Origin of the sequence: Virgisporangium aurantiacum (assembly GCF_016863635.1) — a bacterium.
Lineage (GTDB): Bacteria > Actinomycetota > Actinomycetes > Mycobacteriales > Micromonosporaceae > Virgisporangium > Virgisporangium aurantiacum.
This window is the reverse complement of record NZ_BOPG01000058.1, coordinates 43,911-67,766: the sequence shown is the minus strand read 5'-3', so window position 1 is coordinate 67,766 and position 23,856 is coordinate 43,911. Positions and strand designations below refer to the sequence as shown.

The window sequence follows — 23,856 nt, the reverse complement described above, 5'->3', positions numbered from 1 at the left end:
CGATCTTAGCGGTCGATCACCCGCTCGAAGACCGCGTCGAGCAGGTCGTGCTCGCGCTCGCCCTCCGAGTGGGCGGTGACCGTGACCGCGACCCGCCGCCGCGGGCAGACGACGACGTACTGCCCGTAGCTGCCGGCCGCCAGGTAGACGCCGTCGCGGCCGAGCCAGACGCCGAGGCCGTACCCGTCGCTGTAGCGGCGCCCCCACGTGACCTCGCTGGTGTCGACCGACTCGGCCGGCATCCGTTCGACGTACCCGGCCGGCACGAGCTGCTCGCCGTTCCACCGCCCGCCGTCGAGCAGCAGGGACGCGAAGCGGGCCAGCTCGCCGGTCTTGAGATAGAGGTCGCTCTCCGCGAACGCGTAGCCGAGCGGACACGTGTGCCAGGCGGGATTGTGCAGGCCGAGCGGCTCGAACAGGCGGGGCGTGAGGTAGGCGTGCAGGCCGGCACCGGTGACGCGGGCGAGCACCCGCCCGACCGCGTAAGGCCCGGACCCGGTGTAGGCGAACCGGGTTCCTGGCTCGGCCACGAGCGGCGCGGCGACGATCTCGTGCAGCAGGTCGGCGGCGTCGATCCGGTCGACCGCGAACCACTTGTGGCCGGTGCCGCTGGTCATGGTGAGCAGGTGGCGCAGCGTGACCCCCGCGAAGCCGTCGGCGGCGACCGGCCGCAGCTCGGGCATGTGGTCGAGGAACCGGTCGTCGAGCGAGAGCCGCCCCTCGGCCTCGGCCATCCCGACCGCCACGGAGGTGAAGGTCTTGGAGACCGAGTACAGGTTCACCCGGTCGTCGGAGCGGAACCGGTGCTCCGTGACCGGTTCGCCGGCCCGCTGGACGCAGATGCCGTACGTGCCGAACCCGTGCTCCCGCTCGGCCGCCACGAAGTCGGCCAGAAGATCATCGGCCACCTAGATCACCTCGACCGTCACGCCGGCCACGTCGCCGGCCTCGATGCCCTCGGCCCGCCGGACCGCCTTCTTGACCGGGAGCACATAGACCCCCCGGGCGCCGTCGGGAAAGACCGAGGTGGACCACGTGCTGCCGCCGATCGACACCCGTACCCGCACCGACCCGAACCCGCGGCGCGGGGCGCCCGCTTCCGCGAGATCACGGATCTCGTCGGACGCGTCGGCGGGCAGGCTCAGGAACGTCCAACTGTCGTCGCGGCGGGCGTCCCAGATCCACAGTTCGGCGTCGAAGGCGAATCTCACCCGGCCAGAATCGCACCCGGGTACGACACTTCCCGCGCCACCTGGACAATCAGTGCCGTGCACCATGATCCTCAACACCCAACCCGGGTCGGCGCGTTCGACGTCGGCGGAACGCACATACGGGGCGTTCTGGTCGACACGACCGGCTGGCGTCCGGTGTCGGGCACGGAGGCCGACCGGTCGCTGTCCGCCGACGGCGGCGCCCCGGAACTGCTCGACGGCATCGCCGACTGCGTGAAGGCGGTCGGCGCCGGCATCCCGATCGCGATCGCCCTGCCGGCGCCGTTCGACTACGCCCGCGGCATCGCGCGCTACCAGGGCGTCGCCAAGTTCGACGCGCTCAACGGCGTCGACGTCGGCGCCGCGCTGCTGTCGCGGGGCGTGTGCGGGCCGATCGGCTTCGTTCCGGACGCGCAGGCGTTCCTCCGCGGCGAGGCGATCGCCGGCAACGCGGTCGGGCACGCGCGGGCGATGGGCGTCACGCTCGGCACCGGCGTCGGCTCGGCGTTCCTCGCCGACGGCGGGATGGTCGACGACGGCCCGCTGGTGCCGCCGGAGGGCCGCATCGATCTGACCACTGTGGACGGCGCCCCGGTCGAGGACTCCGTGTCCCGGCGGGCGCTGCTCCGCGAGTGGCGGGTCGCGGTTCCCGGCGCCACCGGCGACGTCAGCGACCTCGCCCGGCTGGCCCGCGCGGGCGCCCCCGCCGAGGCGCGGGTGATCCGGCGGGCGTTCCACACGCTCGGCCGCGCGCTCGCGCCGTGGGTCACCGCGTTCCGGCCGACCGTGCTCGTGGTCGGCGGCGGAATGTCGGGCGCGTGGGACCTGGTCGAGCCGCCGCTCGCCGCCGGGCTCACCGCGAGCGGCGGCACGGACCTGCCGACCCTCGTCCGGGCCCGGAACGCCCACGACGCTCCCCTGCTCGGCGCGGCCTGGCACGCCGCGGCCCGGCAAGCCGCGACCGGGATCAGCCGCCCAGTTTCCGGTGGTCCCAACTGATGACGCGCAACGGCTCGACGACGTACGCGACCCGCTTGCGGGCCGCATGCTCGATGTAGCCGTCGACCACGTCACCGGCGACACCGAGCGGCCCCTCGGCGACCAGCCGGCCGACGGCGGCCACCCCCGCCGGGTCCTCGATGAGGTGCGCGATCCCGTTCACCTGCACGCCCCGCAGCGAGAAGTAGTCCTCGCCGTCCTCCACCAGGCAGGTGAGGCGGGGGTCGCGGGCGAGGTTGCGCGCCTTCTGCGAGGCGCGGTACGTCCAGAACGTGATCCGCTCCCCACCTGCCTCGGAGCGCAGGGCGTAGAACATCGTGACGACGTGCGGCGTGCCGTCGCGGTTGATGGTCGCCAGGTGCGTCTTGCGGGCGGACGCCAGCAGTTCCATCGTCTCGTCGGCCGTCATCGCGGCCCGGGCCCGGTCGCTCACTGTTCTCGCACCGGTTCCGCCGCCAGCGGCAGCGTTTCCTCGCACACGAAACCAACGGCTGGATCGTCGTTCGGAAAAAGCTTTTCCAGGACGCCGTTCAGCGCGGCCGGCGTCCACGAGCGACCGCCGTCGGTGTGGAAGGCGGCCCGCACGGTCGGCGGCGCGAGAACCGCCACCATCCCGCCGTGCACCACGAACACCTCGCCGTTGATCCGCCGCGCGGCCGGGCCGGCGAGGTAGGTCACCAGCGGGGCCACGTGCTCCGGCGCGAACGGGTCGTACCCGGCGTCGGGCGCCGGGCCCATCAGGTCGGCGGTCATCGCCGTGCGGGCGCGCGGGCAGATCGCGTTGGCCCGCACGCCGTACCGGGCGCAGCCGCGCGCCGTCGACGCGGTGAGCGCCACGATGCCCGCCTTCGCGGCCGCGTAGTTCGGCTGGCCGGGCGGGCCGAGCAGGAACGCCTCCGACGACGTGTTGACGATCCGACCGGCCACCGGCGCGCCGGTCTGCTTGCTACGCTCGCGCCAGTGCGCCGTGGCGATCCGCGTGGTGACGAAGTGCCCGCGCAGGTGCACCCGCAGCACGAGGTCCCAGTCGTCCGCCGACATCGAGAACACCATGCGGTCGCGGAGCACGCCGGCGTTGTTGACGACGACGTCGAGGCGCCCGTACGCGTCGAGCGCCGCGGCGAGGAGCGCTTCTCCCGTCGTCCACTCGCCGATGTCACCGGCGCAGACGACGGCCGCGCCGCCGGCCGCCGCGATCTCCGCCGCGACGGCGTTCACCGCGTCTCCGGGCAGGTCGTTGAGCACGAGCCGGGCGCCGGCGGCGGCCAGGCCCAGCGCCTCCGCGCGCCCGAGGCCGGCACCCGCGCCGGTGACCACCGCGACGCTGCCGTCGAGGCCGAACGGATCGTCCACTGTGTACTCCCTCAGTAGCCCGGGCCGCTGAGGATTCCGCCGTCGGCGACGAACTCCGCCCCGGTGGTGTACGACGCCTCGTCGGAGGCGAGGAACGCGACCAGCCGCGAGATCTCGACCGGCTCGGCGAACCGCGGGATCGGCATGTTCTTGATGAACTGTTCCGGATCGACGCCGGTGAACGACTTCGCCGACTCCATCACCATCCGGGTCATCACACCGCCCGGGTGCACCGAGTTGACCCGGATGCCGAGGTGCCCCAACTCCTGCGCCGCCGCCCGGGTGACGCCCCGGATCCCGAACTTGCTCGCGCTGTACGCCGACAGGCCGGCCGCGCCGGCGAAGCCCTCGATCGAGGAGATGTTGACGATCGACCCGCCGCCGGCGGCCGTCATCGGCGCGATCGCCGCCTTCACGCCGAGGAAGCAGCCGACGAGGTTGATGTCGAGCACCCGGCGGAACTCCTCCAGCGTCGTCTCGGCGATGGTCGCGTGCGTCAGCACACCGGCGTTGTTGACGAGGATGTCGAGGCGCCCGAACGCGTCGACGGTCGCCGCGACGGCGGCGGCCCACTCCGTCTCGCTGGTGACGTCGTGATGCACGTACCGGCAGAGGTCGGGGCCGAGCTTGCCCGCGACGAACTCGCCCTTGTCGTCGAGCACGTCGCCGATCACGACCCGCGCGCCCTCGGCGACGAAGTGCCGGGCGTGCGACTTGCCCATGCCGCGGGCCCCACCCGTGATCAGAGCGACCTTCCCGTCGAGCCGGCCCATCGGACTCCTCCCGGGTGGCAACAGGTTCCAGTAAATGTAGCGCTTGCTTGGTTATACGGGGGAACCCTAGAGTAGAACAAGTTTCAATTCTGGAGGTAGACGCATGCGCGCGGCCATACTCCAATCCATCGGAGCCGACAAGTTCGAGATCCGGGACGACGTGACGGTCATCGGGCCGGCGCCGGGCGAGGTCCGGATCCGGTTGCGGGCGACCGGTGTGTGCCACTCGGACCAGTCCGCCCGCGACGGCGGGCTCCCCCAACCCGTACCCGCGGTGCTCGGGCACGAGGCCGCCGGCGACGTCGTCGAGGTCGGCGACGGGGTCGACGACCTGGCCGTCGGCGACCGCGTCATCGCCAACTGGCTGCCGGCGTGCGGCTCCTGCCCGTCGTGCGTGCGCGGCGAGCCGTTCCTGTGCATGGCGCACGTGATGATGGGCTACGTCCAGCCGCGCTTCATGGTCGGCGACACCCCCGTGTTCGGGATGGCCGGCGTCGGCGCGTTCGCCGAGGAGATCGTCGTTCCCCGCGTGGGCGCGGTGAAGATCGGCGACGACGTGCCGTACGAGGTGGCCGCGCTCGTCGGCTGCGGGGTGATGACGGGCGTCGGCGCGGTCATCAACACCGCGCAGGTGAAGCCCGGCGACTCGGTCGTGGTCATCGGGTGCGGCGGCGTGGGCATCTCGGCGATCCAGGGCGCGCGCCTGTCCGGTGCGTCGACGATCGTCGCGGTCGACACGGTGGAGGCCAAGCTCGAGGTCGCCAAGCGGTTCGGCGCCACCCACGCCGTGACCCCGGACGGCCTCAGCGACCTCACCACCGAGGTCACCGGTGGCGAGGGGTACGACTATGCCTTCGACGTCGTCGCGATCCCGCAGACGCTGCGCACCGCCTGGTCGGCCGCGCGCCGCGGCGGCGCGGTGGTCGTGGTGGGCGCCGGCCGGGCCGAGCACCAGGTCGAGTTCAGCCCGTTCGAGCTGCTGTTCGAGGGCAAGCGGATCCTCTCGTCGCTGTTCGGTTCCGCCGACGTGCCGCGCGACTTCCCGCGCCTGCTCGACCTGTGGCGGGCCGGCCGCCTCGACCTCGAAGGCATGATCACACACCGGCTGGTGCTCGACGACCTCGCCGACGCGCTCGGCGCGCTCGGGCGGGGCGACGTCATCCGCCAGGTCGTCATCCACGGCACAGACTGATCGGGAGGGAAGAGTCGTGCGTAAATCAACCGTTCTTCTCGTGGGTGGAGCCGTCGTCGTGCTCGCCTTCGCGGCGACGCTGCGGTTCGTGATCGTGCCGGGTCTCCAGCAGCTTCCCGACGACCTCGACACCACGCTGCACTACACCGGCAAGGCCGACATCCTCGACCAGGCCGCCCTGTTGAAGGGCGACATGGCCAACGGGTTCAAGACCGGCGTGCCGGTGAACCTGGAGCAGCGCGTGCGGGTCGTCTCCTCGCACGGGCAGACCGTCGTGGTCACCGACGAGACCCAGTTGACCGGGCCCGACAACGCGAAGCTGTCGACCACGAAGCACACGTTCGCGGTGGACCGGAAGAGCCTCGCCGCGGCGCCCGCGCCGGCGGGCGTCACCGTGGAACCGCACGAGGGTCTCACCGTCGGCTTCCCGATCCCGCCCGAGCCGAACGACTACACCTACTGGGACTACCCGACGGCCACCGGCGCCACCGCCGCGTACGTGCGCACCGAGCAGCACGCCGGCCGCGACACCTACGTGTACGAGATGAAGGCCGCCGGGCCGCTGCGCGACCCCACCGTCGTCGGCGACCTGCCCACCGCGCTGCCGAAGTCGGTGCTGCTCGCGTTCGCGCCGACGCTGCCGCCCGACCAGCAGCAGCAACTGAAGCAGTACGAGTCGCTGCTGCCCGACCAGTTGCCGCTGAGCTACTCCGCGGAGGGCGAGAACACGTTCTGGGTCGACATCGCGACCGGCTACGTCGTCGACGTCGCCCGCAAGCAGAAGGTCGACGTGAGCATGGCGGTGGGTCCGATCGTGGTCCCGCTGGCGTCGGTGTTCTCGCTCGACCTGCGGTTCGCGCCCGACACCGTGCAGTCCATCACCGACGACGCGTCGGAGGCGGCCCGCGGGCTCACGCTCATCTCGCTGGTGATCCCGCTCCTGCTCGTCGTGCTGGCGATCGTGCTGGTGCTCCTGCCGGTGTTTCTGGCGCGGCGGAGGCGGCGGCGCGCACCGCGTCCACCGGAGACGGTGACCGGACCGACCGCCGCGCCCCCGCCGTCCGCCGCCGACAAGACGGCCGTCGGCGCCGCCGACGAAGGCTGAGGGCGCGCGTGCGCCTCGGGATCATGCTGGGCTACAGCGGCGCCGGCTTCGCCGCCGCGGTCGACGAACTCGTCGACCACGAACGCGCCGGCGCCGAGATCGTCGCCGTACCGGAGGCCTACAGCTTCGACGCGGTCAGCCAACTCGGGTTCGTCGCCGCGCGCACCACGCGGATGGAGCTCACGTCGGGCATCGTGCAGCTGTACTCGCGCACGCCCACGCTCACGGCGATGACGGCCGCCGGGCTCGACTACGTGTCCGGCGGCCGGTTCTCGCTCGGGCTCGGCGCGTCGGGCCCGCAGGTGGTCGAGGGCTTCCACGGCGTGCCGTACGACGCGCCGCTGGCCCGCACGCGCGAGACGGTCGAGATCTGCCGGAAGGTCTGGCGCCGGGAACCGCTCGTCCACAATGGACGGCACTACCAGCTGCCGCTGCCGCCCGACCGCGGAACCGGGCTGGGCAAGCCGTTGAAGCTCATCAACCACCCGGTGCGGGAACGGATCCCGGTGATCCTCGCGGCCGTCGGCCCGCGCAGCGTGGCGATGACCGCCGAGATCGCGGAGGGGTGGTGGACCCTGTTCTTCCACCCCGACCGGGCCGCGTCGGTGTGGGCCGAACCGCTCGCCGACGGCACCCGCCGGCGCGACCCGTCGCTGGGCCCGCTCGACGTGCTGGCCACGGTCCCGTTCGCCATCACCGACGACCCATGGTCCATGTTGGACGGTCACCGCGCCCAACTCGCCCTCTACATCGGCGGGATGGGCGCGCGCGAGCGCAACTTCTCCAACGAACTGGTGCGCCGCTACGGCTACGAACGCGAGGCTACGCTGATCCAGGACCTGTTCCTGAGCGGCCGCCGCGCCGAGGCGATGGCCGCCGTCCCCGACGACCTCATCCGGTCGACCGCGCTGGTCGGCCCCGCCGTCTGGGTGAAGGACCGCCTGGCGGCATACGCGGCCGCCGGCGTGACGACCCTGCTGGTGTCCCCACTCGCGGAAACCCCGTCGGAACGCGTGGCGGCCGTGAGCCGCCTCCGCGACCTCCTGTAGAACGCGCTACATCATCTCTTCGGTCGTCGGGACCAGGACCGTCTTTACCTCGGTGTAGGCCTCGAACGCGGTGCGGCCACCCTCGCGGCCCATTCCGGACTGGCGGAAGCCGCCGAACTCGGCGTGCGGCTCCAGCTGGTAGCCGTTGATGCCCACCGTGCCGGCGCGCACCGCCTTCGCCATCCGCATGGCGCGCTTGACGTCGGTGGTCCACACGGTCGCGGCGAGGCCGTACTGGGTGTCGTTGGCGAGGCGGACGGCCTCGTCCTCGTCGGTGAACGGCACGGCGACGAGCACGGGTCCGAAGATCTCCTCGCGGGCGATCGTCATGTCGTTGGTCGCGTCGGCGAAGAGCGTCGGCGTGACGAAGTTGCCAGCCGCCAGGTCGCCGTCGCCGCGCTGGCCGCCGCACACCAGGCGGGCGCCCTCCTCCTGGCCGCGGGCGATGTAGCCGAGCACGCGGTCGAGCTGCCGCGGGTTGATGAGCGGTGACGCGGTGGTGGCGGGATCGAACGGGTCGCCGTAGTTCACCATCGCGGTCATTCCCTCGGCGATCCCGAGGAACTGGTCGTAGACGTCACGGTGCACCAGCGCGCGGGTCTGTGCCAGGCACACCTGTCCGGACAGGCCCAGCGTCACGGTGCCCATCGTGGTGGCCGCGGCGGAGTACACGTCGGCGTCGCCGAAGACGAGCGCCGGGCTCTTGCCGCCGAGTTCCAGGCTCACCCGCTTGAAGCTCGTCGCGGCTGCCTGCATCACCCGGTGGCCGACCGCGCGGCTGCCGGTGAACGTGATCTTGTCGACCATCGGGTGGTTGATGAGCGCGTCGCCGGTCGGTTCGCCGGGCCCGGTGACGACGTTGAGCACGCCCGCCGGCACACCCGCCTCCTCGAGCAGGCGTACCAGGCGCAGCGCGGCGAACGTCGCGTACTCCGACGGCTTGAGCACCACCGTGCACCCGGACGCCAGCGCCGGCGCGAGCTTCTGCGCGGCCAGCAGCAGCGGACCGTTCCAGGGGATCACCGCCGCCACCACGCCGACGGGTTCGCGCAGCGTCATCGTCAGGTGGTCGCCGCCCTGGTACGCGGGGAGCGTGGTGCCGCCGAGCTTGTCGATCCACCCCGCGTGGTGGTCGAAGATGTCGGCCGCGCACTCCGCCGACATCGCGTAGACGAACCCGAACGACAACGGGACGCTGTTGTCGAGCGCCTGCAGCCGCAGCAGCTCGTCGGAGTGCTCGCGGATCAGGTCGGCGGCGCGGCGCAGCACGCGGATGCGTTCCTTGGCGCGGGTGCGCGGCCACGGTCCCTCGTCGAACGCCGTGCGGGCGGCGCGCACCGCGCGGTCGACGTCCTCGACTCCGGCCACCGCGAACTCGCCCACCTCCTCGCCGGTCGCCGGGTGCAGGTGGCTCCAGGTGCGCCCGTCGGCCGCGGGACCCCATTGCCCGTCGACGAAAAGCTGTCCGGCGGTGAGTCCGACGGCATCGCGCGCCGTCTTGATCGAGAGAGACATCCGGCACCCCAAGCGAATAGAACGCGTTCTACCGGGACGAGATTACGCCGAACTTCGCTATAGTTCTAGAACAAGTTCTACTTGCTGTCGCCGTTCGGGAGGCGCACGTGCACATCGGCTACACGCCCGCGCAGGAGCACCTCCGCGAGGAACTACGGGCGTACTTCGCCGGCCTGATGACCCCATCGCTGCGCGCGGAGCTCAATCCGGTCGATGGCGAATACGGCGACGGCACGGCCTACCGCGACGTCGTGCGGAAGCTCGGCGCCGACGGCTGGCTGACGCTCGGCTGGCCAACGGAGTTCGGCGGCGGCGGACGATCGGCGGTCGACCAGCTCATCTTCACCGACGAGGCGGCGGCCGCCGGCGTCCCCGTCCCGTTCCTGACGCTCAACACGATCGGGCCGACCATCATGCGGTTCGGCACGCCGGAGCAACGCGCGTTCTACCTGCCCCGGATCGCGGCGGGCGAGATCCATTTCTCGATCGGCTACTCGGAACCGGAGGCCGGCACCGACCTCGCCTCGTTGCGCACCCGCGCCGTCCGCGACGGCGACGGGTACCTCATCAACGGCCAGAAGATGTGGACGAGCCTCATCCAGCACGCCGACTACGTCTGGCTCGCCTGCCGCACCGACCCCGACGCGCCGAAGCACAAGGGCCTGTCGATCCTCGTCGTGCCCACCGACACACCCGGGTTCTCGTGGACACCGGTGCGCACCGTCGCCGGTCCCAGCACCAGCGCCACGTACTACACCGACGTCCGGGTACCCGCTGACGCGCTGATCGGCACCGAGAACCAGGGCTGGCCGCTGATCACCAACCAGCTCAACCACGAACGGGTCGCGCTCACCTCGGCCGCGCCGGTCATCACGGCGCTGGCGTCGGTGACGGAGTGGGCGCACGAGACCGGCGCCATCGAGCACGAGTGGGTGCGGACGCACCTGGCCCGCGTGCACGCGAAGGCCGAGTTCCTCAAGCTGTTCAACTGGCGGCTCGCGTCCGACCCGCAGGGTTCGCCGGGTCCGGCCGCCGCCTCGGCCACCAAGGTCTACGGCACCGAGTTCGCCATCGAGGCCTACCGGCTGCTGATGGAGGTGCTGGGCGCCAACGCCGCGGTGCGTCACGGCTCGCGGGGCGCGCTGCTGCACGGCCGGATCGAACGCATGCACCGCGCCGCGCTGATCCTCACGTTCGGCGGCGGCACCAACGAGGTCCAGCGCGACATCATCGCGTTCGCCGGCCTCGGCCTCCCCGCCGCCCGTCGTTAAGGAGCCACTGTGGACTTCGCGTTGCCCGAGGCGTTCCACGACCTCTCCGCGCTCACCCGCGGCATCCTCGCCGACCGCGTCACCCCCGACCGGCTCCGCGAGATCGAGACCGGGGACCAGCCGTTCGACCGGCCACTGTGGACCGACCTGGCGAAGGCGGGCGTGCTCGCCGCCGCCCTGCCGGCGGAGGCCGGCGGCGACGGCTACGGCCTGCTCGAACAGTGCGCCGTGCTGATCGAACTCGGCCGCGCCGTCGCGCCGGTGCCGTACCTGTCGACGATCGTCACCGCCGCGGCCGGGGTGGCCCGGTTCGGCGACGCCGACCAGGTCGCCCGCTGGGCCGTCCCCGCCGCACGCGGCGACCTCGTGCTGACCGCCGCGCTGAGCGACGAGGGCCGGGTCACCGCCGCCCGCGCCGGCGATTCCTGGACGCTCAACGGCGCGGTACCGGTCGTGCCCGCCGCGCCGTACGCCGACCTCGTTCTCGTACCGACCGACGCCGGCGTGTTCCTGGTCGCGCCGTCCGACACCGGCGTCGAGGTCGAGCCGCAGCGGGTCACCGGCGGCGAGGGCGCCGGCTGGCTGGAACTGTCCGATGTGGAGCTTCCGGCCGACCGGTTGCTCACGGGCGACGATGTCGCCGGATGGCTGCGCACGCGGGCGACGGTCGGGCTGTGCGCGCTGCAGTTGGGCGTCACCGAGCGGATGCTGGAACAGACCGCCGAGTACGCCCGCACGCGGGTGCAGTTCGGCAAGCCGATCGGCACGTTCCAGGCGGTCGCGCAGCGGCTGGCCGACGCGTACATCGACGTCGAGGCGATCCGGTTGACGCTGTGGCAGGCGGCGTGGCGCGTCCAGGAGGGCCTGCCCTGCTCCACCGAGGTCGCGACGGCCAAGTTCTGGGCCGCCGACGCCGGGCACCGGGTCGCCCACACGGCGGTGCACGTCCACGGCGGCGTCGGCATCGACGTCGACCACACCCTGCACCGCTACTTCCTCGCGGCGAAGCACCACGAGTTCGCCCTCGGCGGCGCCACCGTCCAGTTGCGACAGATCGGCGCCGCGCTGGCTAGCGGGACTCCACGAACTCCTTGAGCGCGGCGGCGTGGCGGCGGAAGCCGTCCGCCACCGCCCGGTCGATCAGGAACGTGAGCGGGCCGCGGAGCCGCTCCTCGGTGTGGTACCGGGTGGCGCCGCCGGCGGCCGGCGACAACCGCTGGATGCGGCTGCCGCGGATCAGGCCGGTGTCGTGCAGCCAGCCGGTGTACCCGTACTCCAGCAGGGTCAGGGGTTCCAGCCGGGAGATCCGTTCGCGACTCGTCGCGGTCCGCCCGTTCTTGAACCGCACGTGCAGCGTGAGCAGGTCGCCGACCCGCGCCTCGCGATCGGCCGGCCGCTCGACGCGCTCGATGAACGGATTCCACTGTGGATAGTTGTCGAGGTCGAGCATCACGCGCCACACGTCCTCGGCCGGCGCGTCGATGACGACGTCGGCCTCCACGAGCGTCACGGGTGAAGCTCCCCGAGCCGTTTCAGCGTCTCACCGGCCTCGGCCACGAGCGTCGCCATCACGTCGGCGACCGGCCGGACGTCGTTCATCCGCCCCACGATCTGCCCGACCGGCATCGGTACCACGGACGGGTCGCCGGATTCCATCAGGCGGCGGTGCGCCTCGCTCACCAACAGGTTCTGCAACGGCATCGGCAGCGGCGCGGGCGCGCCGGACTCCTCCCACGCGCCCGTCCACCGGTTGCGCAGCAGGCGGGCCGGCTTGCCGGAGTAGATCCGCGACCGCACCGTGTCGCTGGATCCGGCCGCCAGCAACGCCTCCCGCAGCGCCGGCATCGCGGTGCCGATGACGTACTCCTCCGTGGTGAGCCAGCAGGAGCCCATCCAGACGCCGGCCGCGCCGAGCGCGAGCGCCGCCGCGATCTGGCGCCCGCAGCCGATCCCGCCGGCCGCGAGGACGGGCACGGACCCGCCGACCTCGTCGACGACCTCGGGGACGAGCACCATGCTGGCGATCTCGCCGGTGTGACCGCCGGCCTCGTAGCCCTGCGCCACCACGAGATCGACGCCGCTGGCCACCTGTGCCCGGGCGTGCGCCGCCCGGCCCGCGAGCGCCGCCACGACCAGGCCGTGCGCGTGCGCCTGTTCGATGACGTCCGGCGGCGGCGGCCCGAGCGCGTTGGCGATCAGCCGTGGCCGGTGCGCCAGCGCGACCTCGACGTGCGACCGGGCGACGGAGTGCAGCCAGCCGAGCACCCCGTCACGGGCCGGTGAGTCGTCGTCGGGCAGCGGCGGCACGCCCAGCTTCGTCAGCGTGCTCTCGACGAAGTCGCGGTGACCGGCCGGGATCAGCTTGTCCAGGTCGGCCGCCGTGCCCTCGGTCGGTACCCGGGTGGGCATCACCACGTCGACGCCGTACGGCCGCCCGTCGGTGTTCCCGTCGAGCCATGTCAGCGCCTCGTCGAGTTCGGCCGGATCGTTGAACCGCACGCACCCGAGCACACCGAGCCCACCGGCGCGGCTGATCGCCGCCGCGACGTGTTCGGACGGGGTGAACCCGACGATCGGGTGCTCGATGTCGAGCAGCGAGCACAGCGCGGTCCGCACAATGTCCTCCGTTTTATATGGCTTCGCCGGCGTGTTCCTGGGCGTACTGCTTCGCCCAGCGGAAGTCGGCCTTGCCGCTGGGGGTCCGGGTGATCTGCTCCACCAACCAGATGGTGCGCGGGACCTTGTACCCGGCCAGCTGCTCCCGCACGTGCGCCTCCAGCCCGGCCCGGTCCGGGGCGCTGCCCTCGCGCGGCTGCACCAGCGCGCCGATCTGTTGCCCCAGAAGCTCGTCGGGCAGCCCGACCACGATGACGTCGAAGACGTCCGGATGCGACTTCAGCGCACCCTCGACCTCTTCCGGAAACACCTTCTCGCCACCGGTGTTGATGCACGTGTTCCCGCGGCCGAGCAACGTGATCGTGCCGTCCTCCTCGATTCGGGCGAAGTCGCCGGGCATCGAGTAGCGCACACCGTCCACTTCGGTCAGAAGCTCGGCGGTCTTCGCCGGGTCCTTGTAGTACCCGAGCGGGACGTGCCCGCCGCGCGCCAGCCGGCCGACGACGCCCGGCGCCGCGACGCGCCCGTACTCGTCGATGACGGTCGTCTGCGGACCCGCCATCACCCGCGGGCCGCCCTCGGTCGGCTCGTCGTCGGCGGAGACGAGGCCGATGCCCATGAACCCGGTCTCCGACGAGCCGATCGCGTCCGTGATCATCACGTTCGGGAACGTCTGCAGGTACTGGCTCTTGACCGTCGGCGAGAACAGCGCCGCGCTGCTGGAGATGAAGCCCACCGACGACGCGTCGTAGCCGCCCTTGAGGTAGGTCTCGATCAGCGGACGGGCCATCGCGTCGCCGATGAGCACGACGACGTTGACCTTCCGGCGCTCGACGGTGCGCCAGATCTCGTCCGGGTCGAACTTCGGCATCAGCACGACGGAGTCACCGGTGAAGAGCGATGCGAGCGCCGCCCACTGCGCGTTGCCGTGCATCAGCGGCGCCAGGCAGAGCCGGACCAGCCCGCCGATCTCCTGCCCGCGCTTGGACTGCGCCCACTCGTCCTCCATCGGGAGGCCGGTGAGGAAGTCGATGCCGCCGCCGAGCACCCGCCACACGTCCTCGTGCCGCCAGATGACGCCCTTCGGATAGCCGGTCGTACCGCCGGTGTAGAGCATGTAGATGTCGTCGGGTGACCGCGGGGCGAAGTCGCGGTCGGGTGACGCCGCCGCCAACGCGTCCTCGTACGCCACCCCGCCGTAGCGCTCGTAGTCGGCGTCGCTCCCGTCGTCGACGACGAGGACGGTGTCGAGGCCGGGCACGTCGGGCAGCACGTTGGCCACCCGGTCGGCGAACCGGCGGTCGTGCACCAGCGCCGCGATGTCCGCGTCGCGGAACAGATACCGTAACTCGTTCTCGACGTACCGGTAGTTGACGTTGATCGGTACCGCTCGACACTTGTACGCGGCGATCAGGCTCTCGACGAAGCTGATCGAGTTGCGTGCGTACACGCCGACGTGGGTTCCCGGGCCGACACCGCGTCCGGCCAGGTGGTGCGCTAGGCGGTTGGCCCGCTCCTCCAGCTGTCCGAAGGTCGCTTCGGTGTCGTCGCAGGCGACCGCCAGACGCTGTGGAAATAGGTCAGCCGCATGCTCGAACAGATCGGCAATGTTGGCCACCATGGCTAGAAACTAGAACGTGTTATCGTCTCGGACAAGCCCTTCCCGAGGAGAGACTGTGGACGACGTTCCGGAGCCCCCGCACGCCCTCGTCGAGCAACGCGGGCCGGTCCTGATCGTCACCATGAATCGACCCCAGGCCCGCAACGCGCTCTCCGGTCCGATGATGGCCATCATGCGCGACGCCTGGAACCGGGTCGATGCCGACGACGACATCCGGGCGTGCGTCCTCACCGGCGCGGGCGGCGCGTTCTGCGCCGGCGCCGACCTCAAGGCGATGACCCGGTCGCACCCCGGCGACAACGCCAACGGGTTCGACCTGTCGACGATCGAGCCGCTGCTGAAGGGCCGCCGCCTCACCAAGCCGTTGATCGCGGCCGTGGAGGGGCCGGCGATCGCCGGCGGCACCGAGATCCTGCAGGCGACCGACATTCGGGTGGCGGGCGCGAGCGCGCGGTTCGGGGTGTCCGAGGCGCGGTGGGGCCTGTTCCCGCTGGGCGGCTCGGCCGTACGCCTCCCCCGCCAGATCCCGTACACGATCGCGGCCGACATCCTCCTCACCGGCCGGCACCTGAGCGCCGCCGAGGCGAAGGAGATCGGCCTCATCGGTCACGTCGTCCCCGACGGTCAGGCACTGCCGAAGGCGCTGGAGTTGGCCGAGCTGATCGCGGCCAACGGCCCCGTCGCCGTGCGGGCGATCCTGCGCACGATCCGCGAGACCGAGGGCATGCACGAGAACGACGCGTTCAAGATCGAGGCGCGCATCGGCATGGAGGTCTTCCGCAGCGACGACGCGAAGGAGGGCCCGCGCGCCTTCCTCGAGAAGCGCCGGCCCGACTTCCGCAACCGCTGAGTCACAACGGTTGCCGGCGGCGCAGCCGCGACCCGTCGAAGAACGTGTCCGTCCACGGGTCGCACATGTCCCGGTACCGCTCGGCGTCGGCTTCGCCGCGAACGCGGTCCAGCAACGCGACGATGAGCGCGTCGAGGTGCCGGCCGGCCGGATCGAGCACGCTGTCCGCCACCAGCTCGTCGCGGCCGCGCAGCTCGATCGCACCGACGAGATCGTGCGGGGTCACCACGTCACGGGCCAGGGCGGCGATCGCGCCGAAGTAGTGGGCGTCCGCGTCCGGCAGGTCGGCGCGGTACCGGTGGACGGAGGTCCAGTCGCCGAAGGCGGCGAACGCCTGGCACGCCTGCCCTAGGGCGAGGCGGTAGTACTCGCGACCGCTGCGGCCGTCACCGGTCGCGACCGGCGTGTCCGCCAGCCGCTTCAGGACCGTGCACGAGCGGACGAGCTGCGCGTGGCCGAGCACGGGAAGACCGTCGCGGATCGTGAAGTACCACCATCGCGGGTTGTCCGGATCCCGGGCGCGGGCGATGTCGAGCAGGTCCAGGTTCCGCCGCCGCTTGTCCTTCCCGACGACGACGGACCGCTCGTAGCCGTCATGGTCGAACCGGATGTCGACGCCGACGATGCCGACCGGCTCGTCCGGCTCCCCGGCGATCACCGGGTACTCGTGCACCGCACCCTTGTAACGGATCGCGCTGTCGGCCCGGAAGATGCGCCCGACGTCGCCGGAGTATCCGTTCCGGTCGGCGATCCGCGGCGCGAACACGAGGCGGGACACGTCATCGAACCGCGACAGCTCCGCGAGACGGGCCGGGACCGACCCTCCGGTGAGCCACTCGTCGGCGTCGAGAAAGACGATCCAACCGGTGGCCACGCAGTCGACGGCGGCGTTCCGCGCCGCGGCGAAGGAGTTCGACCACGGATGCCGGAGCATCCGGACGCCGCGGGTCCGATAACCGTCGACGATGCCGGGGGTCGCATCCGTCGACCCGGTGTCCACCACCAGGATGTCATCGAACCCGCGACCGCAGACGCTGTCGAGGCACCGCGCGATGCAGCGTTCCTCGTCCCTGGCCAGAACAATCACGGTGGACAGGTCAACGCCTGCTGCACCCGGCATCTCAGACGAAGCCGCAGCGGGTCTTCGGCCCGACGTGGGTGTAGCCCCCGCAGCCGAACCAACTGGCGTCGAAGACGTGGCAGTGGACGTTCGACCCGTTCGGCGAGTACGTGTACTGGTAGTCGTAGAACATGAACGTCACCCAGTTGTTGCAGGTCTTTTCGTGGTCCCAGGGCACGAAGTCCGGGGTGTAGCAGTCGCCGTCCATCATCGTGCTGGCCGGTTCGGGCGACGGTTCCGCGTGTGCCGCGGTGGCCGACATCCCGACGAACGCGCCGCCCGCGAGGACCGCGGCGGCAACGGCCCGCTTGGTACCGTTCAGAAACGCCTGACGTTGTGCATCCACGAGATACCTCCAGATTCATCCGGAGCAGAAGTGCCCGTGCCGAAAACCCTAAGAGCGCGCGCTGACGCCCCGCTCTCGGCGCGGTGTCGCGCAAACGCCGGTGGCGGGTCCGGTACCTGTCCAGGTGACGGGTCCACCGGAATCGACCCCGTGGCCCGCCCACCAGAGCCCGCCCGCGGAGCGGAAGGGGCTAAACAGCTTTCGGGATCAGGGTTCGAGTGGTCGAAGAGGGCGACTGCACGTTTCCGCCAGTGAAGTTGATCATGGTGGGGGTTCAGGGTATGGGTAGCCGTCTGCGGCTCGGGAGACATCCGGGTCGGGGACGTTGCGACGTTAGCGTTGTTTGGTGTCTGATTTGTCCGCGACAACGTCGCAACGTCGCAGACCTCAGCAGGTGTCTAGATGGACCTCTCGCGGTCCTTCCAGTAGGCGTCGCGCAGGTGTCGCTTGTAGAGCTTGCCGTTCGGGTCGCGCGGAAGCTCGTCGACGTAGTCGACGGTGCGCGGCAGCTTGAACTTCGCGAGCCGGTCGGCCAGGAACGCCAGCAGGTTCGCGGTCAGCGCCGGACCCGGTTCGACGCCGGCAGCGGGCTGGACCACCGCCTTGATCTCCTCGCCCCACTCCTCGTGCGGGATGCCGAAGACCGCGACGTCCGCGACGTCGGGGTGGCACAGCAGTTCGCCCTCGATCTCGGCCGGGTAGATGTTGACGCCACCGGAGATGATCATGTCGCTGCGGCGGTCGCACAGGAACAGGTAGCCCTCGTCGTCCAGGTAGCCGATGTCGCCGACCGTGAACATCGCCCCGACGCGCGACGCCTTGGTCTTCGCGGCGTCGCGGTGGTACTCGAACGTGGCGCTCCCCATCTGCATGAAGACCTGGCCGGTGCTGCCGGTCGGTACGTCGTTGCCGTCGTCGTCGAGGACCCGCACCCGCGAGCCCGGCCACGGCCGCCCGACGGATCCGGGGCGCCGCAACCATTCCTCGGCGAAGATCGTGGTGCCGCCGCCCTCGGAGGCGGCGTAGTACTCGACGATCACCGGGCCCCACCACTCCAGCATCCGCCGCTTGATCTCGGGCGGGCACGGCGCCGCACTGTGGATCATGCAGCGCATCGAGGAGAGGTCGTACGCGCCGCGGACATCGTCGGGCAATGCGAGCAGCCGCCGGAACTGGGTCGGCACCATGTGGCTGTGGGTCACCCGGTGCCTCTCGACGAGGCGCAACGTCTCCTCGGGGTCCCAGCGGTCCATCAGCACCACCGGGTGTCCCAGCTGGACGGAGATCGTGGCGAAGTTGAGCACCGCCGTGTGGTACAGCGGCGACGAGCACAGGTGCACGTGCCCGTCGAACGGCGCCATGTCGAAGATTCCGAAGAACCACGTCGCGTTCGGCGGAAGCTGGTCGGGATCGGCGCCGGTGAGCGGCCGGCGCACGCCCTTCGGCCGTCCCGACGTTCCCGACGTGTAGACCATCGGCGCGCCCGCCGTCCGCCCGTCGGGCCGGCCCGATCCGCCGGCGCCGAGGTCCGCGAACGGCCGGAAACCATCGACCTCCCCGACCGCGAACCGTGCCGCGGGCGGGATTCCGGCGGTGTCGGCCGCCTCGACGGCGGTGCCGGCGAACCGCTCGTGCGCGATGAACGCCTTCGCCGCGCAGTCCTTGAGGATGTAGGCGACCTCGGCGCCGACGAGGTGCCAGTTGACCGGCACGATGTAGAGGCCGGTCTCGATCGCGGCGAAGAACGCGGCCAGCATGGCCGCGCTGTTGGGCAACTGGACGGCGAAGCAGTCGCCGACACCCAGACCGGCGGCGCGCAGCCCGCGACCGATCCGGTCGGCCTCGGCGGCGAGTTCGGCGTACGTCACGATCCGGCCGTCCGGCTCCACGGCGGCGGTCCGCTGCGGATCGCTGCCAGCGATGGCCCACAGTCCGATGGCGGTCACGCCCGTGAATGTATAACGCGTTCTATTCAGTGACAAGGCGTCGCCGTCACGTCATTGCTCCAAATTCTAGAACGTGTTTCACTGTTCTGCGTGGAGACCGCCCCGCCCGTGGCAACCGCACTCAGCGCCCCGCTGAACATCGGCTTCGACTACACCCGGTCGCTGGGACCCGTCCTCAGCAGGTTCATGACCGCTCTCGCCGGCCGCCGGATCCTCGGCTCGCGCGGTTCCGACGGACGCGTGCACGCGCCGCCGCTGGAGTACGACCCGGTCACCCACGCGCCGTTGACCGAACTGGTCGAGGTCTCCCCCGTCGGCACCGTGGTCACCTGGACGTGGCTCGCGCACCCGGTCGACGGCCAGCCGCTCACGCATCCGTTCGCCTGGGCCCTCATCCGGCTCGACGGCGCCGACACCGCGATGCTGCACGCGGTCGACGCCGGCGACAAGGACCGGATGCGCACCGGGATGCGGGTGCGGGTGCGGTGGGCGGCCGAACCGGTCGGCCACATCCGCGACATCGAGTGCTTCGAGCCCGGGGACACGGCCGTGGATCCCGGCAATGCGGCCGTTTCCGACGTGACGAGTGTGACGACGCCGATCCACCTGAGCTACACGCACATGGTGTCGCCCGAGGAGACGCGGTACCTGCGCGGCCTCGCCGAGGGCCGGCTGCTCGGGCAGCGCTGCCCGGTCTGCGGCAAGGTCTACATCCCCCCGCGCGGCGCCTGCCCGGCCGACGGCGTGCCCACCACCGACGAGGTCGAACTGCCGAGCACGGGCACGGTGACCACGTTCTGTGTCGTCAACGTCCCGTTCGCCGGACAGCGCGTGAAGCCGCCGTACGTGGCGGCGCAGGTGCTGATCGACGGCGCCGACATCCCGCTGCAGCACCTGATCCTCGGCTGCCCGGCCGACGAGGTGCGGATGGGGATGCGGGTCGAGGCGGTCTGGAAACCCCGTGCGGAGTGGGGCACCACGCCCGAGAACATCGACCACTTCCGGCCCAGCGGCGAGCCCGACGCGTCGTACGAGTCGTACGCGCACCACCTGTGAGGTTCACGTGATTGACGTTGCCGTCGTCGGTTTCGCGGAGGCGCCGTGCCTGCGGCACGGCGTGACCACCACCAACGGCGTGGAGATGCTCGTACCGGTGTTCCAGGAGGTGCTCGCCGCCACCGGACTGTCCAAACAGGACATCGGGTTCTGGTGCTCCGGCTCGTCGGACTACCTGGCCGGGCGGGCGTTCTCGTTCGTCTCCGCGGTCGACGCGATCGGCGCGTTCCCGCCGATCGTCGAGTCGCACGTCGAGATGGACGGCGCGTTCGCGCTCTACGAGGCCTACGTGAAGCTCCTCACCGGCGAGGCCGACACCGCGCTCGTGTACGGGTTCGGCAAGTCGTCGGCCGGTCACCTCCGCCGGGTCCTGGCCCTGCAACTCGACCCGTACGTCCTCGCCCCGCTGTGGCCCGACTCGGTGAGCATCGCGGCGCTGCAGGCCCGGCTGGGCCTGGAGGCCGGCCTGTACAGCGAGCGGGAGATGGCCGCGGTCGCCGCGCGCAGCCGCGAATCCGCGCGCACCAACCCGGCGGCGCAGATCTCCGGCGGGTCCACAGTGGACGACCTGCTCGACGAGCCCTACGTCGCCGATCCGCTGCGGGCGCACGACTGCGCGCCGGTCGGCGACGGCGCGGCCGCGGTGATTCTCGCCGCCGGCGACACCGCCCGACGGCTGAGCCCGCGGCCCGCGTGGATCTCCGGGTTCGCGCACCGCGTCGAGTCGCCCGGCCTCGGCCAGCGCGACCTGACCACGTCCGCGTCCACCAAAGCAGCCGGCGAGGCCGCCGGCGCGACCGACGTCGACACCGCCGAACTGCACGCGCCGTTCACGCACCAGGAGATCCTGCTGGCGCGCGCACTCGGCCTGGGCGACGACGTCAGGATCAACCCGTCCGGCGGGGCGCTGTGCGCCAACCCGATGTTCGCGGCGGGACTGAGCCGCATCGGTCACGCCGCGCGGGAGGTCACCGCCGGACGCGCGGACCGCGCGCTGGGACACGCCACCAGCGGACCGGCCCTGCAACAGAACCTCGTGTGTGTCATGGAGGCCCGATGAGCATCCGCGCGGCCGTCCTCGGAACGGGGCAGACGGACCACCGCAGCAAGCGCCTCGACGTCTCGATGGCGGGCCTCTGCCGCGAGGCGATCGACCGCGCGCTCGCCGACGCGGGCGTCGACTGGCCGCAGATCGACGCCGTCGTGCTCGGCAAGGCACCGGACCTGTTCGAGGGCGTCATGATGCCCGAACTGTTCCTCGCCGACGCGATCGGCGCCACCGGCCGGCCGCTGCTGCGGGTGCACACCGCGGGCTCCGTCGGCGGCTCGACCGCGGTCGTGGCGAGCAGCCTGGTGCGCGCCGGTGTCCACAAGCGGGTGCTGGCGGTCGCGTTCGAGAAGCAGTCGGAGTCGAACGCGATGTGGGCGCTGTCCATCGCTCCCCCGTTCACGATGCCGGTCAACGCCGGCGCGGGCGGCTACTTCGCGCCGCACATCCGCTCCTACATCCGCCGGTCCGGCGCACCGTCGCACGTGGGCGCGATGGTCGCCGTCAAGGACCGCCGCAACGGCGCGCTGAACCCGCACGCGCACCTGCGCCAGCCGGAGATCACGCTGGAGTCGGTCCGCGCGTCCACGATGCTCTGGGACCCGGTCCGCTACGACGAGACGTGCCCGTCGTCCGACGGCGCCTGCGCGGTCGTCATCGGCGACCAGGAGGCGGCCGAGGCGAGCGACCGCCAGGTGGCCTGGATCCGGGCGACCGCGATGCGTACCGAGCCGACGATGTTCGCCGGCAAGGATCACGTGAGCCCGCGCGCCGGACGCGAGGCGGCCGAGGCGCTGTGGCGCGACGCCGGGATCACCGACCCGCTCGACCAGATCGACGCCGCCGAGATCTACGTGCCGTTCTCGTGGTTCGAGCCGATGTGGTTGGAGAACCTCGGCTTCGCGGCACCGGGCGAGGGCTGGAAGCTCACCGAGTCCGGCGAGACGCGCATCGGCGGCGCGCTGCCGGTCAACCCGTCCGGCGGGGTGCTCTGTTCGAACCCGATCGGCGCGTCCGGACTGCTGCGCTTCGCCGAGGCGGCGATGCAGGTGATGGGACGCGCGGGCGAGCACCAGGTCGCGGACGTCAGAACGGCCCTGGGACACGCGTACGGCGGCGGGTCCCAGTTCTTCTCGATGTGGGTGGTCGGAACCACCCCGCAGGCCTGAGGGGGTCTTCACGATGACAACCCGACGCACTGTGCTCCGGGCCACCGCCGCGGGCGCGGCCGTTGCCGGTATCGGTGGTCGCGCAGCCTCCGCGGCCGTCCCCGGCCTCGCCGGAAAGACCGCCGTGGTGATCGGCAGCGGCTTCGGCGGCGCCGTCGCCGCGTACCGCCTCGGCCAGGCCGGCGTCCGGACCACCGTGCTGGAACGCGGACGACGCTGGGACGTGAACGCCGCGGGCACCACGTTCTGCACGATCGGCAACCCCGACTGGCGGTGCGCCTGGTTCGCCGACCACCCGCCGCTCGGCCTCGACGTGAGCAAGACGATCCAGCGCCGGGCCGGACTCATCGCCACCCACGCCGGTGACGGCATCAAGGTGCTCAGCGGGTGCGGCGTCGGCGGCGGGTCGCTCGTCATCGGGATGTTCCTCCCCCAGCCGCGGCGCAGCGAGTGGACCCAGGTGTACCCGGCGGACCTGAGCTACGACGAGTTCGACTCCGTCTACTGGCCCCGGGCGCGGCAGAACCTCAGCGCCGCGACGATTCCCGCCGACGTCCAGAACACGCCGCAGTTCAAGGGCGCCCGCGCGTGGCTCCAGTACCTCGCGGAGTTCGGCCAGACGCCCATTCCGATCCCGTTCGCCGTCAACTGGGACACGATCCGCAAGGAGATGACCGGCCAGGCGCCGCCCTGCCACTCGATCGGCGAAGGCCCCTACGGCAGCAACTCCGGCGCGAAGAACAGCGTCGACCGCAACTACCTCCAGTGGGCGGCCGCCACCGGCAACGTCACCACGCTCGCGCTGCACGACGTCACCGAGATCCGTGAGGTGTCCGGACAGGACAAGTTCGAGGTGACGTGCCGGCAGATCGACGAGTACGGCACGGTCCTGTCGACGAAGACGTTCGTCTGCGATTTCCTGTTCATGGCCGCCGGATCGGTCTACACCACCTCGTTGCTGCTCACCTCGCGCGCCCGCGGCGGGCTGCCCCGGCTCGTGAACGCCAACGTGGGCAAGGGCTGGGGCAACAACGGCGACTTCCTGGTCGCCCGGCTGAACCTGCGCAAGGACGTGGGCACGGCGCAGGGTGGACCGGGCAACGTGAAGTTCATCGACAGCCAGAACCCGTACGCGGTGGCGTCGATGGCCTGGGAGTCGGCGCCGGTGCCGTCGTGGTTGCCGGGGACCACCGCGCACCTCGTCACCAGCGTGGCGCCGGAACGCGGCGAGATCCGCTACGACGCGGCGACCGGGGCGGGCAAGGTCTACTGGCCGTACGGGGTCATGGAGACGACGTCGGAGAAGGCCGCCCGCGACCTCGTGACCCGGCTCTGGTGGAAGACCGAGGGCAGCAAGGGCTACCTGTTCAACGGCCTGCCGGACTACGACCGCGGCACCGGTTCCGGTCTGGGTTCGGCGAACACGTGGCACCCGCTGGGCGGAATGGTGATGGGCAAGGCGACCGACTTCGGTGGCAAGTCCGTCGACTACCCGAACCTGTACTGCATCGACGGCTCGCTGCTGCCCGGTTCCGCGTGCCTGTCCAACCCCGCCCTGACCATCACGGCGAACGCCGAACGCTGCATGGACCGCTTCATCGCCAACCACTCGTGAA

The 23,856-nt window shown here is 71.4% G+C and carries 23 protein-coding genes; 11 read left to right on the top strand and 12 right to left on the bottom strand.

Annotated features, from left to right (window positions below; translation table 11 throughout):
- Positions 1-5: 5 nt before the first annotated feature.
- Positions 6-908 carry a serine hydrolase domain-containing protein gene (locus tag Vau01_RS41055; protein WP_204005258.1) on the bottom strand — a complete coding sequence of 301 codons (903 nt, stop codon included), beginning with the start codon at positions 906-908 and terminating at the stop codon, positions 6-8.
- Positions 909-1,277, bottom strand: a complete 369-nt coding sequence (locus Vau01_RS41050) for a DUF1905 domain-containing protein (RefSeq protein ID WP_373320378.1) — start codon at positions 1,275-1,277, stop codon at positions 909-911.
- Between Vau01_RS41050 and Vau01_RS41045 the strand changes: the two genes are divergently transcribed.
- A complete protein-coding gene (locus Vau01_RS41045) occupies positions 1,269-2,210 on the top strand; it encodes an ROK family protein (protein ID WP_204005255.1) in 942 nt (313 codons plus the stop codon). The two genes, Vau01_RS41050 and Vau01_RS41045, sit on opposite strands and share 9 nt — an antisense overlap.
- Here the strand turns inward: Vau01_RS41045 and Vau01_RS41040 are convergent.
- Genes Vau01_RS41040 through Vau01_RS41030 form a run of 3 tightly spaced genes read right to left on the bottom strand, consistent with a single transcriptional unit; the run spans position 2,179 to position 4,336 of the window.
- A complete protein-coding gene (locus tag Vau01_RS41040; protein WP_373320377.1) occupies positions 2,179-2,643 on the bottom strand; it encodes a pyridoxamine 5'-phosphate oxidase family protein in 465 nt (154 codons plus the stop codon). The genes Vau01_RS41045 and Vau01_RS41040 overlap by 32 nt on opposite strands.
- Complete coding sequence (locus tag Vau01_RS41035; protein WP_204005253.1) at positions 2,640-3,563, bottom strand: SDR family NAD(P)-dependent oxidoreductase; 924 nt, start codon at positions 3,561-3,563, stop codon at positions 2,640-2,642. Before Vau01_RS41035 ends, Vau01_RS41040 begins: the two co-directional genes overlap by 4 nt.
- 11 nt (positions 3,564-3,574) lie before the next feature.
- Entirely contained in the window at positions 3,575-4,336 is a 762-nt protein-coding gene (locus Vau01_RS41030) for a glucose 1-dehydrogenase (protein WP_204005251.1), read from the bottom strand.
- A 103-nt stretch (positions 4,337-4,439) separates the two neighbouring features.
- Between Vau01_RS41030 and Vau01_RS41025 the strand changes: the two genes are divergently transcribed.
- From Vau01_RS41025 to Vau01_RS41015, 3 genes are read left to right on the top strand one after another with little or no spacing between them, the layout of a single operon-like run.
- Positions 4,440-5,528 (top strand): Zn-dependent alcohol dehydrogenase, encoded by a 1,089-nt coding sequence (locus Vau01_RS41025; protein ID WP_204005249.1) that lies wholly within the window; start codon positions 4,440-4,442, stop codon positions 5,526-5,528.
- A 16-nt stretch (positions 5,529-5,544) separates the two neighbouring features.
- Positions 5,545-6,633: a porin PorA family protein gene (locus Vau01_RS41020; protein WP_204005247.1), complete on the top strand. Its 1,089-nt coding sequence runs from the start codon at positions 5,545-5,547 to the stop codon at positions 6,631-6,633.
- Positions 6,634-6,641: 8 nt separating this feature from the next.
- Positions 6,642-7,682, top strand: coding sequence for an LLM class F420-dependent oxidoreductase (locus Vau01_RS41015; protein WP_204005245.1), 1,041 nt, complete (start codon positions 6,642-6,644; stop codon positions 7,680-7,682).
- Positions 7,683-7,688: 6 nt separating this feature from the next.
- On the opposite strand, the gene Vau01_RS41010 is transcribed toward Vau01_RS41015, so the two are convergent.
- Positions 7,689-9,197 carry an aldehyde dehydrogenase family protein gene (locus tag Vau01_RS41010; RefSeq protein WP_204005243.1) on the bottom strand — a complete coding sequence of 503 codons (1,509 nt, stop codon included), beginning with the start codon at positions 9,195-9,197 and terminating at the stop codon, positions 7,689-7,691.
- A gap of 107 nt (positions 9,198-9,304) precedes the next feature.
- On the opposite strand from Vau01_RS41010, the gene Vau01_RS41005 reads away from it, so the two are divergent.
- Both Vau01_RS41005 and Vau01_RS41000 read left to right on the top strand, forming a co-directional pair.
- A complete protein-coding gene (locus tag Vau01_RS41005) occupies positions 9,305-10,468 on the top strand; it encodes an acyl-CoA dehydrogenase family protein (protein ID WP_204005241.1) in 1,164 nt (387 codons plus the stop codon).
- Positions 10,469-10,477: 9 nt separating this feature from the next.
- Positions 10,478-11,563, top strand: a complete 1,086-nt coding sequence (locus Vau01_RS41000; protein WP_204005239.1) for an acyl-CoA dehydrogenase family protein — start codon at positions 10,478-10,480, stop codon at positions 11,561-11,563.
- On the opposite strand, the gene Vau01_RS40995 is transcribed toward Vau01_RS41000, so the two are convergent.
- From Vau01_RS40995 to Vau01_RS40985, 3 genes are read right to left on the bottom strand one after another with little or no spacing between them, the layout of a single operon-like run.
- Positions 11,538-11,978, bottom strand: coding sequence for an SRPBCC domain-containing protein (locus tag Vau01_RS40995; protein ID WP_204005238.1), 441 nt, complete (start codon positions 11,976-11,978; stop codon positions 11,538-11,540). The genes Vau01_RS41000 and Vau01_RS40995 overlap by 26 nt on opposite strands.
- Positions 11,975-13,084, bottom strand: a complete 1,110-nt coding sequence (locus tag Vau01_RS40990) for an NAD(P)H-dependent flavin oxidoreductase (protein WP_204005236.1) — start codon at positions 13,082-13,084, stop codon at positions 11,975-11,977. Before Vau01_RS40990 ends, Vau01_RS40995 begins: the two co-directional genes overlap by 4 nt.
- A 13-nt stretch (positions 13,085-13,097) precedes the next feature.
- Entirely contained in the window at positions 13,098-14,705 is a 1,608-nt protein-coding gene (locus Vau01_RS40985; protein WP_204005234.1) for an acyl-CoA synthetase, read from the bottom strand.
- A 55-nt stretch (positions 14,706-14,760) separates the two neighbouring features.
- Here Vau01_RS40985 and Vau01_RS40980 point away from each other — a divergent pair, with 55 nt between their 5' ends.
- Entirely contained in the window at positions 14,761-15,555 is a 795-nt protein-coding gene (locus tag Vau01_RS40980) for a crotonase/enoyl-CoA hydratase family protein (protein ID WP_204005232.1), read from the top strand.
- Position 15,556: 1 nt separating this feature from the next.
- Here the strand turns inward: Vau01_RS40980 and Vau01_RS40975 are convergent, their stop codons facing one another.
- The 3 genes from Vau01_RS40975 to Vau01_RS40965 all read right to left on the bottom strand — a co-directional run bounded on the left by Vau01_RS40975 (position 15,557) and on the right by Vau01_RS40965 (position 18,967).
- Positions 15,557-16,642 carry a glycosyltransferase gene (locus Vau01_RS40975; protein WP_204005231.1) on the bottom strand — a complete coding sequence of 362 codons (1,086 nt, stop codon included), beginning with the start codon at positions 16,640-16,642 and terminating at the stop codon, positions 15,557-15,559.
- A gap of 34 nt (positions 16,643-16,676) precedes the next feature.
- Complete coding sequence (locus Vau01_RS40970) at positions 16,677-17,021, bottom strand: hypothetical protein (RefSeq protein WP_204005230.1); 345 nt, start codon at positions 17,019-17,021, stop codon at positions 16,677-16,679.
- A 398-nt stretch (positions 17,022-17,419) separates the two neighbouring features.
- The gene (locus Vau01_RS40965; RefSeq protein ID WP_204005229.1) at positions 17,420-18,967 is read right to left on the bottom strand and encodes an acyl-CoA synthetase; all 1,548 of its coding nucleotides are present in this window, start codon (positions 18,965-18,967) and stop codon (positions 17,420-17,422) included.
- A 90-nt stretch (positions 18,968-19,057) separates the two neighbouring features.
- Here Vau01_RS40965 and Vau01_RS40960 point away from each other — a divergent pair, with 90 nt between their 5' ends.
- Genes Vau01_RS40960 through Vau01_RS40945 form a run of 4 tightly spaced genes read left to right on the top strand, consistent with a single transcriptional unit; the run spans position 19,058 to position 23,855 of the window.
- Positions 19,058-20,023: a Zn-ribbon domain-containing OB-fold protein gene (locus Vau01_RS40960; protein ID WP_204005228.1), complete on the top strand. Its 966-nt coding sequence runs from the start codon at positions 19,058-19,060 to the stop codon at positions 20,021-20,023.
- Between the two features lie 7 nt (positions 20,024-20,030).
- A complete protein-coding gene (locus Vau01_RS40955) occupies positions 20,031-21,083 on the top strand; it encodes a thiolase family protein (RefSeq protein WP_204005227.1) in 1,053 nt (350 codons plus the stop codon).
- Positions 21,080-22,240: a thiolase family protein gene (locus Vau01_RS40950; protein ID WP_204005226.1), complete on the top strand. Its 1,161-nt coding sequence runs from the start codon at positions 21,080-21,082 to the stop codon at positions 22,238-22,240. The genes Vau01_RS40955 and Vau01_RS40950 overlap by 4 nt, the downstream gene beginning before the upstream one ends.
- Positions 22,241-22,253: 13 nt before the next feature.
- The gene (locus Vau01_RS40945) at positions 22,254-23,855 is read left to right on the top strand and encodes a GMC oxidoreductase (RefSeq protein WP_204005225.1); all 1,602 of its coding nucleotides are present in this window, start codon (positions 22,254-22,256) and stop codon (positions 23,853-23,855) included.
- The last annotated feature ends 1 nt before the right edge of the window (position 23,856 follow it).

Coding starts and splice junctions, on each gene's coding strand:
- Vau01_RS40945 (WP_204005225.1), top strand. CDS start 22,254: ATGACAACCCGACGCACTGTGCTCCGGGCCACCGCCGCGGGCGCGGCC.
- Vau01_RS41025 (WP_204005249.1), top strand. CDS start 4,440: ATGCGCGCGGCCATACTCCAATCCATCGGAGCCGACAAGTTCGAGATC.
- Vau01_RS40950 (WP_204005226.1), top strand. CDS start 21,080: ATGAGCATCCGCGCGGCCGTCCTCGGAACGGGGCAGACGGACCACCGC.
- Vau01_RS41050 (WP_373320378.1), bottom strand. CDS start 1,277: ATGGTGCACGGCACTGATTGTCCAGGTGGCGCGGGAAGTGTCGTACCC.
- Vau01_RS41030 (WP_204005251.1), bottom strand. CDS start 4,336: ATGGGCCGGCTCGACGGGAAGGTCGCTCTGATCACGGGTGGGGCCCGC.
- Vau01_RS40985 (WP_204005234.1), bottom strand. CDS start 14,705: ATGGTGGCCAACATTGCCGATCTGTTCGAGCATGCGGCTGACCTATTT.
- Vau01_RS41010 (WP_204005243.1), bottom strand. CDS start 9,197: ATGTCTCTCTCGATCAAGACGGCGCGCGATGCCGTCGGACTCACCGCC.